Origin of the sequence: Microcoleus sp. AT8-B5 (genome assembly GCF_036705565.1) — a bacterium.
Taxonomy (GTDB): domain Bacteria; phylum Cyanobacteriota; class Cyanobacteriia; order Cyanobacteriales; family Microcoleaceae; genus Microcoleus.
Genome location: NZ_JAUBUY010000004.1, coordinates 14,871 through 30,632, shown reverse-complemented (window position 1 = coordinate 30,632; position 15,762 = coordinate 14,871). Strand labels below are relative to the sequence as shown.

Genomic DNA, 15,762 nt, shown 5'->3' with positions numbered 1-15,762 from the left:
GCAATCCCATCTCTTTACCCGGCTCTGCTGTTTCACATTTAAAACCATATCCGCTGGCATCGCATCGAGAGCTTTAATCTGTAAATCTCTAAGCATATTTTATGAGCCAGTGTCTAAACCCTGATTGCCTATTCCAAAACCCGTCTGGCTATACAAAATTCTGTCAAAAATGCGGCAATAAACTGCTATTGGGCGATCGCTACGGAGCCCAAAAAATTATTGGACAAGGGGGATTTGGGCGCACTTTTCTAGCTATTGACGAGTATAAACCATCAAAACCTTCCTGCGTTATTAAACAATTTTACCCCCAATTTCAAGGCACTTCTAGTATCCAGAAAGCGGCTGAGTTATTTGAGCTTGAAGCAGTCCGCCTAGAACAGTTGGGTAAACATTCTCAAATTCCCGAATTATTAGCATATTTTAGTCAAGATGGACGGCAGTATTTAGTCCAAGAATTCATCGACGGTGAAAATTTAGCCCAAACACTAGAATCTAAGGGATATTTTAGCGAAACGCAGATTCGCGACTTGCTTAATAATTTATTGCCAGTATTCGAGTTCATTCATTCCCGCCAAGTAATTCACCGGGATATCAAGCCAGAAAATATTATTCTCAAACAAGATGGGCAACTGGTTTTAGTTGACTTTGGAGCCGCGAAATATGCGACACAAACGGCTCTAGCGGTAACGGGAACGAGGATCGGGACGGCTGGATATACGGCACCAGAACAAGCCAACGGCAAAGCTATTCATGCGAGTGATATTTATAGTCTGGGTGTGACTTGTCTGTGTCTGTTAACTCAGGTTGAGCCGATTGATTTATTCGATGATAGCGAGTTTGAGTGGGTGTGGCGAGAACACTTAAAAACATCTGTCAGTTCGGAACTGGGTCAGATTTTAGATAAAATGATACAACCTGCTATTAAAAAACGTTATCAATCTGCTACTGAAGTTTTGCAGGATATTGGTACTCGATCGCCTCAATTATCACCTCAAACACCTTCACCAGCAACGCCACCAGACTCGCTTAAATCAGCGCGGGGTGTTGACTATACTCATCTGCGGGATTTATTGGCGGCGGGGAAATGGAAAGAGGCGGATGAGGAAACATTCAAGGTGATGCTGAAAGCTGCTAGACGGGAGAAGGAACGTTATTTCACAACGGAATCGATCAAGAATTTTCCTTGCGATGATTTGCGGACGATCGACCAATTGTGGGTAAAATACAGTCAGGGTCGTTTCGGCTTTAGCGTCCAGAAAAAAATCTGGTTGGAAGTAGGCGGTAAAGTTGATTATGACACTGAATGCAAGCTAGGCGATCGTGTCGGTTGGCGAAAAGGAGGCAGTTGGTTGGACACAAAAAACCTAACTTATAATAAACAAGCACCTGTGGGCCACCTCCCTAGGCAACTGTGCGGATGGTGGGGTGGGTTCCGGGGTTTGGGTGTGAAGTGGCGTTATGGTTCTTCTCTCGCATCAAGAGCTGTAAGCTGTAATTTATAGGAATTTCAGCCTTTTTTCAAGTCTTTTTTATCGAATCTTTTTTTACGAAATTATCGATTTTAGTCATTTCATTACGTGCTAATTGGATGGGTTTCACAAAGACACGACTTACCCACTAAGGCCAAAGAAACCGGGTTTTTGGCCTAATCTGTGGGTGACAACGAACGATTTTCGTAAAAAAACCCGGTTTCTGACCACCCGTGGGTATCAACTAATGCGTTATGCGATTGTCATTGAAAAAACACCGAATAACTATTCAGCTTACGCGCCCAATTTACCCGGATGTGCAGCCACAGGCGCTACCCTTGCGGAAGTACAGCAGCAAATTAAAGAAGCAATAGAATTTCACTTAGAAGGATTGCGAGAAGAAGGTTTACCGATTCCCGAACCAACTAGGCTATGTGAATATGTCGAAGCACGATAATCTCAGAAACCCGGTTTCTTTCTAGATTTCTCGTCACTCAACGCAAAACTCGTAGAAACCGGGTTTCTAGCCCCCATGCTTAAGCGATGAACTTACGCACTAATGCCAAAGAAACCGGGTTTTTTACCTAATCTGTGGGTGACAACGAAAGATTTTCGTAAAAAAACCCGGTTTCTGAGATATAGGAAAATTCGCGGGAGTAATCAATGAATCTTTATTTGGGAATAGATTTCGGCACCACGGGCGCCCGATCGACAATCATCGACTCCCAGGGTACAATCCATTGCGAGACAGAACATACTTTTGCCCGCGCGCAACAGCCGGAATTGCCCTCAGTGTGGCAAAATGCGCTGTGGGATACGATCGAGCAAATTCCCCCAACAATCCGCAATCAGGTAAGGGCGATCGCCATTGACGGCACATCTTCCACTGTCATGCTGTGCAATACCGACGGTATACCAGTATGCGAACCCATTTTATACAATGATGCGCGCGGTGCAGCGGTGACAGAGAGGTTGCGGGCGATCGCGCCGGATAACCACACAGTATTGAGCGCTACATCCAGTCTGGCCAAACTCCTGTGGTGGCAGGAGGGCGGGCACGGGGGCACCGCCCCTACAGTTTTCCTGCATCAAGCTGACTGGCTGGCATTTCTGCTGCACGGAAAATTGGGAATTAGCGACTATCACAATGCTTTGAAACTCGGTTTCGATGTTGATACTTTGTGCTATCCGAATTGGCTGACACAGGGAATTGCGGGCGCTGCAACGCCTGAATTGCCGCAAGTTATCGCACCGGGAACGCCTGTGGGGGAAGTGAGAACTCAAGTGGGCGATCGCTTCGGTTTTTCCCGCGATTGTATGGTTTGTGCTGGTACAACCGATAGCATTGCCGCATTTTTAGCAAGCGGTGTCAATTTACCAGGGGAAGCAGTAACTTCTCTCGGTTCTACACTAGCAGTCAAACTGTTAAGTCATACCCGCGTAGATGATTCTAGATACGGGATTTACAGCCATAAATTAGGCGATTTGTGGTTAGTTGGAGGTGCTTCTAATACCGGAGGTGCGGTGCTGCGACACTTTTTTACTGATGTTGAGTTGGATAATTATAGCACACAAATTGATCCAGAACAAGAGAGTTTGCTGGATTATTACCCATTGTTGAAAAAGGGCGATCGCTTTCCGATTAATGACCCGAATTTGCCGCCACGACTCGAACCGCGCCCAACTGATTCAGTGGAATTTCTGCACGGTTTGCTAGAAAGCATAGCGCGGATTGAAGCGCGGGGATATCAATTATTGCAAGAATTAGGTGCCACTCCTTTGACAAAGGTTTATACTGCTGGCGGCGGGGCAAAAAATGCGGTTTGGAGTGCGATTAGAAAGCGTTATTTAAAAGTGCCTGTTGAAACGCCGGTTCATACTGCCGCTGCTTATGGAAGTGCGTTATTGGCGAAGCATGGAATGCAAATTTAAAGGTGGTAAATTTGGACTGATATCGCAGTCGATTAAAACTAAAATGAGAGGAAGCAAACATTCTGATATATTGTGTTAACTTGTTATCCCTAATAATTAAGGACAATAGCAAAGCTACCTGATGACATCCTGAACACAATTTTCACATTGCAGCGGCGGCTAGTGGAAATCCTCAACGAAACAACCGCCACAGAATACATTTTAATGCAGCAGTTTGGCGAGACAGAAGCGACACTCCCCGAACTAGAATCCCTGGATAATGTTAAGGAAAGGTTGAGAAACCCTTACAATCGTTTGTACAGGCTTTTGCAGCAGGTGGCAGAATCTCAACCCGCTGCGACTGCGGATACGTTAAACTTTCTGTATGGAACGATAGAAGACGGAGAGGCAATTGTCGATGCCTCAGCAGCAAGCATTCAAGAAATCAAAATGGATTGGAACTTACGATGAATCAACAACCTAGAATCCCCGACGCTGAAACCAGAAAGCGACACGTTGAAAAGATGCGTGAAGTCTGCCGACAGTTGGACGCTTTCAATTTGAAGTTAGATGAAGCGATTGCCATATTTGAAGCTGATAACCGCCGCCAGCGTCGAGAACGTTTGGCGGGTAAATACAGGCGTGTGGAATCTCAGGTAGTCGAATAAGATATGAGATGTTGCATCATTGTTAATAAGTCTTTTATGAACAGGCTTTTCGGCCTGTTCCACAAAGAGTGAATTTTCTTGTGGAACAGGCATCTTGCGATGTTGCATTATTGTTAATAAGTCTTTTATGAACAGGCTTTTCGGCCTGTTCCACAAAGAGTGAATTTTCTTGTGGAACAGGCATCTTGCCTGTTCTTGAGAATGGTGCAAGATGTGAGATAAGATCGATCGAGGGGCGATTCCCTGCGGGATAGCCTTGAATCATTTCTTTTGAGTCCCCTCTGTTCGGACGCAAGGTTGTGTAGTAACGGTTTTAACCGCCGACTCCTATCGGGAGTTTTCAACACTTTTTTATTACACTCGCTGCAACTTAGCTGTTCTCGGATCGATGATTTTTCGACCCAAACCCGAAAACTTAATTGCCAGATTAGTTCTCTCGCCTTCCCCCAAAACATGGGTAATTTCTCCAACTCCAAAAGCATGATGAAAAACCCGATCGCCCGTTTTCCACTCTGCCGATTGAGAATTCCCAGAATTAGCTGCTGAATTATTAGTTTTTCCCTTGGAAACAGCCGTTTTCCCCGCTTTAGTTTTCTTCGCACTTCCCGCCAGCAAATGTGTCGGCAATTCCCCTAAGAATAGCGAAGGGGTGCAGTGTTCCCGGTAGCCTCCCCAGAGGCGGCGTTCGCGAGTGTGGGTGAGAAATAGCAATTCCTGGGCGCGAGTGATGCCCACGTAGCACAAACGGCGTTCTTCTTCGATCGCTTTCGGGTCGTCCAAACTGCGGAAATTCGGGAATAAGCCCTGTTCCATTCCGACTAGAAATACTACGGGAAATTCTAACCCTTTTGCGGAGTGCAGCGTCATTAGCGATACGCGGGAATCTTCTTCCTGCAAGTCATCTAAATCGGATGCTAAAGATGCTTTTGCTAAAAATGATGTTAGCGTTGGTTCTTCGTTTTGTTCTTCAAATTGTAGCACTGCATTGTACAATTCTCTGACGTTTTCTATGCGGTTTTCTGCTTCCTCCGTTCCTTGATTTTTCAAATCTTGAATGTAGCCTGAATCTTCGATAATTCCTTGGACAATTTGCGAAGCGGGCAGGGTTTCAACTTGCGATTGCCAACGACCAATCATTTCGGCAAACTTAATAATAGCTTTTGCCGATCGCCCTGCGAGAGTATTGACAGAAGATTCATCGCTGAGGATTTCCCACAACGGAATGCCCAATTGAGTTGCAGCGTCTTCGATTTTGGAAAATGTGGTATCACCAATGCCGCGACGGGGAGTATTGATGATGCGTTTGAGGCTGACGCTATCGTCGGGATTGGCAAGCGCCCGCAGGTATGCTAGGATATCTTTGATTTCTTTGCGATCGTAAAACTTCAGCCCACCGACAATATTGTAAGGAATGTCTAAACGCATTAACGCTTCTTCAAAGGAGCGAGATTGAGCATTTGTGCGGTAGAGAATCGCAAAGTTACTGCCGTTTTCGTATTCGGAGTTTTGGCGCTTTAAGGAATGAATTTGACCTGCTACAAATTCCGCTTCATCTAATTCGTTGTCGGCGCGCCAGACAACAATCGGAGCTCCCGGTTCGCGAGTCGGGCGCAGAATTTTTTCGATCCGTTCGGTATTGTGTTCTATCAAGTGGTTCGCGACTTGCAGGATGTTTTCGCGCGATCGATAATTTTCCTCTAATTTTACCATCGTCTGAGTTTTCTCGTCAGACAAACCATCTCCAAAATCCTCTTGAAATTCCAGCAATATGGTATAATCTGCCATCCGAAAGCTGTAAATTGATTGATCGACATCGCCCACGACAAAAATCGAGCGGTTTTGCCATTTATCGAAGTTTTTCGGGTCGGCGTTATTTGTCACCAACATCCGAATCAAATCGTATTGAGTGCGGTTGGTATCTTGGTATTCGTCAACTAAAATATGGCAAAACTTTTTATGCCAGTAACTTAATACTTGCTCGTTTTGGCTCAAAAGTTTAACGGGAACGAGGATTAAGTCGTCAAAATCAAGGGCATTGTTGGCTGCTAAAGCGTCTTGATAGCGACTGTAAACATCCGCAATCACCCGACCTCGATAATCCGGTTCTGCTGCTTGGTACTCTTGAGGCGAAAAACCTTTATTTTTAGCGTTGCTGATGATATAGCGGACTTTTCGAGGGTCAAATTTCTTGTCGTCAAGGTTCAGGATTTTGGTGACGATTTGTTTAACGAGACTTTGAGCATCTGACTCGTCAAAAATCGAAAAGTTTTTCTTCCACTGCCGGCCTTTTTCGTCTTGGTATTTTTCAATATCGTAGCGGAGAATGCGGCCGCACAAAGAGTGAAAAGTCCCCATCCAAATGTGTTTGGTAATTCTTTGGTAAATTTGCGATCGCAATTTCGTTTGCACATCCGGTGCTAAGTCTACCAAAGGTTTGCCATATTCCGCTTCAGCTTGCTGAGTTGCCAGCAATTTCTCAATTCTTTCTTTCATCTCCCTGGCGGCTTTATTTGTAAATGTCACCGCCAGAATATTTTCGGGATCGACTCGATGGGTGCGAACTAAGTTAGCAACTCGGTAAGTTAGAGCTCTGGTTTTGCCGGAACCAGCGCCCGCTACTACTAACAGCGGCCCGTTATAATGGGCGACTGCTTGGCGCTGAGATGGGTTGAGGTGGCTGAGGAAATCAGTGGTTTGAGTCATAGCTAGAAAGTTAGTTTAATTTTTTAAGGGGTAAATAATACTTGGTATGCGATACCGCGAGTTCTTTTAACCTAATGTGTACCTAGCGCACCCTATATTATAACTAGAATGGTAATTTTTAAAACTTTAAATATTTTTGGAGCCAGCGAGTTGTTTCAGGTAAGGTGCTGGGCGCGCACGCTACACAATAACTAGATAGGTAATTGTTTTTAACGTTTAAATATCCGTGTCAGCCAAATTGCTGCTAATATTCCCAAGCCAATCCAAATGGCAATAATAACAACAGCGGCAGCCCTATTTATCGGTTTCCCTCGATCTATTTCTGCGGCTGCTTTTTCCCGACACTCTGCTAAAACCTGTGGCGGAATCATCTTCAGTACCAGCCAAATTCCCAAGGGTACAATTATCAAATCGTCCAAGTAGCCGAGAATTGGTATGAAATCGGGAATTAAGTCGATCGGGCTAAAAGCATAGGCCACCGTAAGCCCTGCTAAAATTATGGCGTACCAAGGTACTCTCTGGTCTGTACTGGTTAAATAAACCGCGTAAGTCTCTTTTTTTAGTCGGGGGGCAACTTGTTTTAAGCATTGCATATAATGACTAATCACTAATACTTTTTTTAGTTACTAAAAATGTAACAACCCGGATATTTAGCACTTTCAGTGGGAAGGTAAAGTATAGCATCTGTTGTATGTGAGGAGAATCAAGTTTATGAATTCAAATTTGCAACGTGGCGATCGCATTAATTTCCGCAGTCTGGTAACAGCGTTGTGTTTAACCTTAACTCTCGTTAGTTTTGTGAGATTAGATCCGGCGGTGGCTCAAGAACAGCGGATCAGAACGCTGAGTGTTACTGGGCGGGGTGTGGAAGCGATTCCTACAACTCAAACGCAAGTGCGGCTGGGGGTTGAGGTGCAGGGGAAAACGGCTGCCGAGGTGCAGCAGGAAGCGGCGAGGCGATCGTCCGCTGTGGTAGAGTTGCTGCGATCGCGCCAAGTCGAAAAACTCGAAACTGCCGGCATCACCCTCAATCCCATTTATAACTACGACAACAACCAACAGCGCTTGACAGGTTATACGGCGACGAATACCGTCAGTTTTCGGATTAATACTGCATCTGCCGGCACTTTGCTCGACGATGCGGTGAATGCCGGAGCCACACGCATCGACGGCGTGAGTTTTGCCGCCACCGAAAGTGCGATCGAATCTGCTCGAAAACAAGCACTCAAAAAAGCCACTCAAGATGCTCAAGCGCAAGCGGATGCAGTCTTTAGCGCCCTCAACCTGAAGCGGGGAGAGATTCTGGGCATTCAAGTCAACGGTGCGATCGCGCCGCCTCCTATGTATCGGCAATTGGCTGGTGCTCGCATGGCTGCTGCTGACGCTACAACGCCTGTGGTGGGGGGGGAACAGCAGGTAGAAGCTTCTGTGACTTTGCAATTTGGATATTAATAATATAGTTAGGGGTTGAACTGGCCACCTCAGCTTGACCCTAACTATTTCTCGATTTATCAAGCAGCTTTTTCTACAAAAAACTTTAGCCGTTTTAACCACTTCTGCCAGTAGTCTAGAAACGAAATCTCTCCTTCTTCAGGGGGAGAGTTCCTCAATAAATAGACTCTCTGTTAAACCGTAGGCGATCGCATTCCTCATACACAGAAAAGAGTGGACTCTTTTCTCAGATCCACTCTTTGTTAAACTCTCTTAGCCCTAGCTTTAACAAGCTAGAGTTAAGTCCTTACTTTACCTAGTCCTTAATGATTCTCTTGTCATGAATGACCACTTGATCCTTGAGTTTAGGAGTGCCGGAGATGTGAATATCCGTATCCATATTTTCCTCGGTGGATTCGGCTAGATATTGGGCAGATGACTTAAAATCGTGCGCTGCACGTTTAGCAGATTCGGCTGCATTTTGGGCCGATGAGTTAAAACCATGCCCTGCACCTTGAGGAGATGGGGTTGCATTTTGGGCAGAGGACCTAAAATCAGGCACTGGAGGTTTAGCAGATTCGGCTGCATTTTGGGCAGATGATTTAAAATCATGCGCTGCATCTTTAGCAGATTCGGTTGCATTTTGGGCAGATGACTTAACATCCTGCTTAACATCCTGCGCTGCACGTTTAGCAGATTCGGCTGCATTTTGGGCAGATGACTTAACATCCTGCGCTGCAACTTTGGCAGATTCAGCGGCGCTTTGAGCAGATGACTTCATTGATTCCGCTGCACTCTTACCAGATGACTGAAGCGATTCGGCTGCACTTTTTATAGATGGCTCCACTGCCTTCGCTGTATCTTTTACAGTCGATCTCAGATCCTTAGTTGCCCCCTCAATTTCCTGAGCTACAGCTTTGGCAGAAGGCTTAACTTCATCAGCAGTACTCTTAATAGAATCCGCTGCACTTTGTATAGAAGGCTTGATACCTTCGACTGTCTGCTTGACTGAATCTTTTACTTCTCTAATCGTAGGTTTGACTTCCTCGGATGCGCTCTTGACTGCATCTACTACAGAAGGCTTGGCTTCCTTAACTGTCCGATCGACAGATTCGGCTATACTTTTAATCGAAGGCTTGGTTTCCTCAACAGTCTCCTTGACTGCTTCTGCTGTAGCTTTGATAGATGGTTTAACTTCCTCAGCCGTTTCCTTTACGACTGTCCCTAGGTCTTCTACAGTGTGTGTAATACCGTCTGCTACAGCGTGTGCTGCATCCCCTAAATTATCTACAGCACGGTTAACAGTATCAGCAGTACCTTTACCAATCATAGCGCCAGCAACTGAGCCTGCTACAGCACCAATAATGCCTCCAGAGCGAGCACCGAGTATACCACCGACTGCTGCTCCAGCTATCCTAGCACCAATGCCTGAGCCTGATGATTGATCTTCCTTTGATTCTGAATTTTCGTTAGTCTGAGCCTGAAGCTGCGCGTTTTCGCTATTGTCAACATTCTTTTCCTGGAAGTCAGGATTGGCTTCAGGTTGGTTAAAAGGCTGCTTATTATCAGTCATAGATATCCTTGGGTATTACTGTTACATTTACTAGGCTAACTATATACTTCTCAGAAAATCTACTGCCTAAGAACTAGATTTTGACTGTTACTTAAGAAGTAGATTCTTAAAAATACTTACCACTACGGGGCTAGCGGCTCGCTGTTCATTCGATCTTGAATAAGGTGAAGGCGCGCGATCGCACATCGGGAACAGTCTTAGCTTAGCAATCTTAAAATAACTGCTTTATCCCGACTTCTTAACCGATCGAAATTAATAAATATTCTAAAATAATGTGAATTTTCAGTTTACAATTTAACGCTTAAAAGCGATATTGTATAGAGTTGTAAAACCAAATAAACTATTAAATTATTGAATTAAGTGATTTGTTTTGTGGACGTTGCTGATTTACGCTAGGAAAGGTTAAATATGCAAGTCAGAGAAACCAGTATCCACAAAGATTCGGGATTTTCAACTGATTTTTTTGATCCCCTGATTAAGCAAGGCCAGATTTTGGAGCGATCTAACTCACGAGGAGAGCTCTTTGAACAGCAACTTGACCGCTTTAGCCGCCAGAGGCGATCGCACTTACCTGTAATTGGGCTAAGCTCGATCGCCCCCTAACTTTTAGCGTGACATACGGCACTTTGCCGTATATAATGGATAAATGAGATAAACCGTATTTTGTATGACTAAAACTACTAAATCGGAACCGTCAGCCCGATTGGAGGCTCGTATCAGTCCAGAGATTAAAGCCCTTTGGCAAAAAGCCGCTGACTTAGAAGGACGTACATTAACAGATTTCGTCATCGCCAGCGTTCAAGCAGTCGCTTCCAAAGTTATTGAACAGCACCAAAGACTGAAACTTGACCTTGACGACAGCGAGGCTTTCGTAAATGCCCTCCTGAATCCAACCCAGCCGAATCAAGCTCTCAAAGCAGCAGCCTTGCGCTACAAACAAGTGATGGGCGATGGTACTCACAATTGAACTCTTAGATAGCAGCAGACATCACAGAGAGCTTTTTTGTTGTGGACAAGATAGTTTGGACAACTACATCCGTAAACAAGCTTCTCAGGATCTCAAAAAGAAAGTCGCAATCGTATTCGTTTTAGTGGAGTCTCCAAACACTGATGTGATTGCCTATTATACGCTTTCTGCATACACCATTGAACTCGCAGATTTGAATGAATCTTTTGCAAAAAAGCTGCCCCGCTATCCCCTTCTACCTGCTACATTGCTAGGTCGTTTGGCAGTCGATCGTACTTATCAAGGTCAACATCTCGGCGAGTTGATTCTGATAGATGCTTTGAGAAAAGCACTCTTGGCAACTGCACAAGTTGCATCTCTCGCTGTCATTGCAGAAGCTCTGGATGAGCCAGCAGCCAATTTCTATCAAAAATATGGTTTTCAAAAGTTTAAACAAAACCCGATGAAGCTTTATCTACCAATGAAATCGGTTGAAGAACTTTGTCAAACTTCTAACATTTAGTTGATTTTGTTAAAAACCGATCGCCAATCCCACTCTCCAACCCCGCCACCGCAGACGCGCGATCGCACTTACCTGTAATTGGGCTAAGCTCGATCGCCCCCAACAAACTCAACACAATCCAATTACTACCGGATCAGCGCTCAAAGTACCCGATATCGACTACAGTAAACACAAAATATTATTGGCGGTGATTTGAGTGATTGAGACTTTAGCAACAGGAATCGCAGCAGCCGGTTCGCTGCTAGCATTGGGCGGATTGGGCCTAGAGTTGAACTATCGCCGGACTGGGAGTGCAAATAAACTAGAACTAACAGCCGGAGAATGGCACTTAGCCATCTCCGAACCCAACCGCTATCTTTTAGTCGGGGAAATGGAGTTCCGCAACCTGACACAGCGGTTTGAGATTATGTTGCCGGAAGTGCGGGCACAAGTGAAACTGCTGTCAGACGGAAGTTTGGATGGCGTTACCTCCGAGACAAAGGTGATTCCTTGCCACAAAGACGCAGCAGCCAGAGCAGACGATTACTGGTTCGGCTATATTGTTAAAGCCCAAAAAAACACGAAAATTAAAGTTTCTGTAGACATTCAAGGGCAAGATTTAACCAAATTGCAGTCAGCTTGGGTGCAAGTACATTACGTCACCTACGGCCCGGGCGGCCGCATCCCCAAAGTCCGTAACGTAGTAGTTCCCCTGCAATTTCCCAACTCGGAGACAGTACCTAATGCCCGAAATGTAGGAGTTGCCGAAGTTTTGCCGATTCGCACCCACATCCTGACGGAATTGGACAATCCCGTCGAAATTGTCAAGCGGTACGTGCTGCCACGCGCCCAGAAAGGCGATATTGTCGCCCTCGCAGAGACTCCCTTGGCTTTGATGCAGGGACGCTATCGCCATCCCAGCGAAGTCAAACCCGGATGGGCGGCAAAGCGAGTGTGCTTGTTTTTCTTGCCGATGTCGAGTTTGGCCACGGCTTGCGGGATGCAGACGTTGGTTGATGTAGTAGGCCCTTGGCGCGTAGTCGCAGCATTTGCGATCGGCGCTGTGGCTAAAATATTCGGTAAACCGGGAGTCTTTTACCAACTTGCAGGGGAACAAGCCAGACTGATTGACGACGTTACCGGGACTTTGCCTCCCTTCGACCAATTTATTGTCCTAGGCCCGGACAATCCCCAGCAAGTTGTAGAAGAAATTCAACGAGAAACCGGACTTGCGGCGGCGATCGTAGACGCTAATGACTTGAAAGCAGTTAAGATATTAGCAGCGACCTCCGATTTATCGGTAACATTCTTAGAGCAAGCCTTGCGAAGCAACCCCGCCGGGAATGCTGACGAGCGCACACCAGTCGTTGTAATTCGACCTCTGCCACAAAAATCTTGAGTTGAAAACAGAAAATTAAAAATTCAAAAAGATGATTTGCAATTTTTAATTTTCGATCGAGCAAGAAAGGGAGAAGAATCAAAAGTTATAAGTTTTGAACTCAAAATTTACCCATTCAAAACTCAAAACTTCTCTAACTCTTCCCCTTTCTGAATTTTTATTTTTAAATTTCCATTCTCCACTTTTATGCTATGACTTCATTTCCCTCCCAAAACCAAAACCAGGTTGTGATTCGCCCGTTTCAGTATCGCGACATCGAGGTGATGGAACAACTGTGCGCGGAAACAGCCGAAGAGCCAGAAAACCGCAAGGGCGCAAGCTGCGACGTGGTACTAGGTAGAAAGTTGCAGCAGATACGTCGCTGGTACGGACTACTAAAGATTTTTAGCTTGTTTCCCAACCCCTGTCAGTCCCTGTTCCGGGCCCACGTTGCCGAAGAAGAGGGGAAAGTTAAGGGCATAATTCAGATTTCTCCTTTCAACCGCACCCGCAGCACTTGGCGGATCGATCGCATAGGAGTAGACCCGGAAGCCCGCAGCAAAGGAATTGGTTCCATGCTGCTGCGGTACTGCTTTGAGGCAGTCTGGGAGGCGCGGACGTGGCTGTTGGAAGTGAATGTCGGCGACAAAACTTCCTTGGCTTTGTATCGGCAAAACGGGTTTCAGCCTTTGGCCCAGATGACTTACTGGACGATCGCCCCAGAACGCCTGCAAGAAATGGCTTCCTCGACGCCAGATTTGCCCAACCTGCTGCCGGTGAGCAACGCCGACGCTCAGTTGCTATACCAACTGGATACCGCGTCTATGCCGCCCCTGGTGCGCCAAGTATTCGATCGGCACATTCAAGATTTCAAAACCAGTTTTTTCGGCGCTTTAGTCGAAGGTGTCAGACAGTGGCTGGCCAAAACCGAGGTAGTCAGCGGTTACGTGTTTGAACCGCAGCGCAAAGCCGCGATCGGCTATTTTCAGGTGCAGCTATCCCGCAACGGCCAGCAACCGCACGTCGCCCAGTTGACTGTACACCCGGCCTACACTTGGCTTTACCCGGAACTGCTGTCTCAGATGGCGCGCCTTGTTCAAGATTTCCCGATTCAAAGCCTGCAACTGGCTTCCGCTGACTATCAGCCGGAACGGGAAGCTTATTTAGAGCAATTTGGAGCTGTGCGCGTGGAACACAGTTTGCTGATGTCTCGATCGGTGTGGCACAAATTGCGCGAGTCCAAGTTGGTCTCTCTCGAAGGACTCCAGCTATCAGAAATGCTGCAAAGCTTCCAGCCAACTCGCAAACCCGTACCGGGCCGGATGTCCTGGCTCGGCCCGATGGCTGGGGAAGCAGCAGCAGGGCCCGCATCCTCCGAGATAAAACCCCTCTTGACTGACTCAGGAAACAGCCAAACGAATCAAGTTAACCCCTTGAACTTCCAAAATTCCGAATCCTCGGCAACAGATAGCAGCAGCATTTTGCCTCTAAAATTGCCCGAATTGCCTCTAGACGAAGGCTCCCAAGACAAAAGTTAATACTTAATAGTTAAAAGCAGAAGGTAAAAGGTAGAAGGCAGAAAAAAAGAGAATTAATCATCAAAGAAATTCCTTTTTTCTGTCATAATTCCAAAACCTCCCTTCTGCTTTTAATCTTTTAATTATTAATATCAACCTAAGATTACCTATCTTATTCTTACTTTCTTCACTTCTTCCTTCGCGTCCTTCGCGTCTTCGCGGTTCGTTAAATAAGATTATTTCCGCAAAAAAATAGTAAATCTAAAATCTAAAATCTAAAATCTAAAATCTAAAATTGAATGTCCAACGATAAATTATGGATTTCAGCACTGGGATTAGATATCGGCCTCAAACGAGTCGGCATCGCCGGATGTGACGGCACCGGTTTAATAGCTACGGGAATTACAACACTGGTACGATCGTCCTTCGATCGAGACGTAGCTTATCTCCGAGAACTCGTGCGAGAGCGGAGAGTGCAAATTTTAGTGGCAGGCTTGCCCTACTCCCTGAGCGGAGAATTGGGTGCTCAAGCCCGACAGGTGCAGAAATATGCCAATCGCATCGCCACAGCCTTAGAGCTCCCCCTAGAGTACGTGGACGAGCGCCTGACTTCGGTTGAGGCAGAGGAATTGATGAAAACACAAGGGATTTCGGTGTCGCAAAATAAGGGTGCGATCGATCGCAAAGCAGCAGCCCTGATTTTGCAGCAGTGGCTAGACGAACGGAGGCAAAATATCTCCGCCCTTCCCAATCCTTGATAGCTGGTAACAAAGGCGTGATATCCTGGTTGTGCAAGTTTGCTACGCACACCTGTAACCCTTGACAAACTGGAGAAAATTCTGCTGTACCCTCGGTACTGAAGAAGCACAAAATCGTGATTTGTCCTCAGTGTCGCTTGCTGACTCGACTGAGATTTAAACGCTGCACTCGGAGCCTGTCGAAAAGGCAGCGAGTCTCGCGGTTTAAGCTGGTGGACTGGCGATCGCCCATTTAGCCAGAATATCGCCACGAAAATTCCCAATTGTCAAGCCAACGTTACTGAATTATTGACGGAAAACTAAGATACACGCGATGTCCTCATCCCCATACCGCAAAAAAGAGAATGGCAATTCCAACGAAGAGTCCGTCACCTTGACGGATGAAGTTGGGCGATCGCTAACTTGCAACATAGAATATTCTATGAACCTAGAAGGTCAAGAATACGCTTTGCTGCTTCCAATTGACTCACCCGTAGAAATTTTTACCTGGCAGGGAGACGAGACGGACGAAGCAGCAATTCCTGTAGAAGACGAGACCGAAATTGACAAAATTTTTGAGACTGCTAAAGTTGTCCTGCAAGAGCAGAACTTGACGCTCCGACGCACAGCGGTGACGCTGACTGTAGTTGGCGAATTGCCGGAATTTCCCGAAGAGGATATGGCATCCGATGTCGATCCTGATGAGGAGTCGGAGTTCGAGGAGCTGATGTGGCTGACCAGTTTCTACCACGAAGAACAGGAATATGCGATTTATACGCCTCTAGACCCGTTCTTTATCTTGGCTAGAATGGATGATGACGGCAAGCCAGAATTGCTCTCGGAAGAGGAGTTCCAAAGGCTGGAACCGATGTTACCTATGCTGGAAGACCAGTTTTTTGACGAGCTTGATTAGATATGAATTGCAGG

The 15,762-nt window shown here is 46.1% G+C and carries 17 protein-coding genes; 13 read left to right on the top strand and 4 right to left on the bottom strand.

Annotation, left to right across the window (positions count from 1 at the left end; translation table 11 throughout):
• The first annotated feature begins 101 nt into the window (after positions 1–101).
• From QUB39_RS04195 to QUB39_RS04175, 5 genes are all read left to right on the top strand, one after another.
• Positions 102–1,502, top strand: coding sequence for a serine/threonine-protein kinase (locus QUB39_RS04195; protein WP_333209273.1), 1,401 nt, complete (start codon positions 102–104; stop codon positions 1,500–1,502).
• Between the two features lie 214 nt (positions 1,503–1,716).
• Positions 1,717–1,926, top strand: coding sequence for a type II toxin-antitoxin system HicB family antitoxin (locus QUB39_RS04190; protein ID WP_333051530.1), 210 nt, complete (start codon positions 1,717–1,719; stop codon positions 1,924–1,926).
• 206 nt (positions 1,927–2,132) lie between these two features.
• Entirely contained in the window at positions 2,133–3,401 is a 1,269-nt protein-coding gene (locus QUB39_RS04185) for an FGGY-family carbohydrate kinase (RefSeq protein WP_333209275.1), read from the top strand.
• Positions 3,402–3,548: 147 nt separating this feature from the next.
• Positions 3,549–3,851, top strand: a complete 303-nt coding sequence (locus QUB39_RS04180) for a hypothetical protein (RefSeq protein ID WP_445243111.1) — start codon at positions 3,549–3,551, stop codon at positions 3,849–3,851.
• On the top strand, positions 3,848–4,048 hold the full coding sequence (locus QUB39_RS04175; protein WP_333051533.1) for a hypothetical protein: 201 nt from the start codon (positions 3,848–3,850) through the stop codon (positions 4,046–4,048). The genes QUB39_RS04180 and QUB39_RS04175 overlap by 4 nt, the downstream gene beginning before the upstream one ends.
• 34 nt (positions 4,049–4,082) lie before the next feature.
• Here the strand turns inward: QUB39_RS04175 and QUB39_RS04170 are convergent, their stop codons facing one another.
• The 3 genes from QUB39_RS04170 to QUB39_RS04160 all read right to left on the bottom strand — a co-directional run bounded on the left by QUB39_RS04170 (position 4,083) and on the right by QUB39_RS04160 (position 7,344).
• Positions 4,083–4,313 carry a hypothetical protein gene (locus tag QUB39_RS04170; RefSeq protein WP_333279123.1) on the bottom strand — a complete coding sequence of 77 codons (231 nt, stop codon included), beginning with the start codon at positions 4,311–4,313 and terminating at the stop codon, positions 4,083–4,085.
• An 89-nt stretch (positions 4,314–4,402) separates the two neighbouring features.
• The gene (gene pcrA / locus QUB39_RS04165) at positions 4,403–6,751 is read right to left on the bottom strand and encodes a DNA helicase PcrA (protein ID WP_333209277.1); all 2,349 of its coding nucleotides are present in this window, start codon (positions 6,749–6,751) and stop codon (positions 4,403–4,405) included.
• 209 nt (positions 6,752–6,960) lie between these two features.
• Positions 6,961–7,344, bottom strand: coding sequence for a YkvA family protein (locus QUB39_RS04160; protein WP_333051537.1), 384 nt, complete (start codon positions 7,342–7,344; stop codon positions 6,961–6,963).
• 118 nt (positions 7,345–7,462) lie between these two features.
• Here QUB39_RS04160 and QUB39_RS04155 point away from each other — a divergent pair, with 118 nt between their 5' ends.
• A complete protein-coding gene (locus tag QUB39_RS04155; RefSeq protein WP_333051540.1) occupies positions 7,463–8,203 on the top strand; it encodes an SIMPL domain-containing protein in 741 nt (246 codons plus the stop codon).
• Positions 8,204–8,498: 295 nt separating this feature from the next.
• Here QUB39_RS04155 and QUB39_RS04150 read toward each other — a convergent pair whose 3' ends face one another.
• On the bottom strand, positions 8,499–9,755 hold the full coding sequence (locus tag QUB39_RS04150) for a hypothetical protein (protein WP_333209279.1): 1,257 nt from the start codon (positions 9,753–9,755) through the stop codon (positions 8,499–8,501).
• A 408-nt stretch (positions 9,756–10,163) separates the two neighbouring features.
• On the opposite strand from QUB39_RS04150, the gene QUB39_RS04145 reads away from it, so the two are divergent.
• The 7 genes from QUB39_RS04145 (at position 10,164) to QUB39_RS04115 (ending at position 15,748) form a co-directional block, all read left to right on the top strand.
• A complete protein-coding gene (locus QUB39_RS04145; RefSeq protein ID WP_333209281.1) occupies positions 10,164–10,358 on the top strand; it encodes a hypothetical protein in 195 nt (64 codons plus the stop codon).
• A gap of 64 nt (positions 10,359–10,422) precedes the next feature.
• Complete coding sequence (locus QUB39_RS04140) at positions 10,423–10,722, top strand: DUF1778 domain-containing protein (RefSeq protein WP_333051545.1); 300 nt, start codon at positions 10,423–10,425, stop codon at positions 10,720–10,722.
• Positions 10,706–11,224 (top strand): GNAT family N-acetyltransferase, encoded by a 519-nt coding sequence (locus QUB39_RS04135; RefSeq protein ID WP_333051548.1) that lies wholly within the window; start codon positions 10,706–10,708, stop codon positions 11,222–11,224. Before QUB39_RS04140 ends, QUB39_RS04135 begins: the two co-directional genes overlap by 17 nt.
• Positions 11,225–11,420: 196 nt before the next feature.
• A complete protein-coding gene (locus QUB39_RS04130) occupies positions 11,421–12,602 on the top strand; it encodes a F420-0:Gamma-glutamyl ligase (protein WP_333051551.1) in 1,182 nt (393 codons plus the stop codon).
• A 191-nt stretch (positions 12,603–12,793) separates the two neighbouring features.
• Positions 12,794–14,119: a GNAT family N-acetyltransferase gene (locus QUB39_RS04125; RefSeq protein ID WP_333051554.1), complete on the top strand. Its 1,326-nt coding sequence runs from the start codon at positions 12,794–12,796 to the stop codon at positions 14,117–14,119.
• A 278-nt stretch (positions 14,120–14,397) separates the two neighbouring features.
• A complete protein-coding gene (ruvX, locus tag QUB39_RS04120) occupies positions 14,398–14,856 on the top strand; it encodes a Holliday junction resolvase RuvX (protein WP_333051557.1) in 459 nt (152 codons plus the stop codon).
• Between the two features lie 313 nt (positions 14,857–15,169).
• On the top strand, positions 15,170–15,748 hold the full coding sequence (locus QUB39_RS04115) for a DUF3727 domain-containing protein (protein ID WP_333051560.1): 579 nt from the start codon (positions 15,170–15,172) through the stop codon (positions 15,746–15,748).
• Positions 15,749–15,762: the final 14 nt, after the last annotated feature.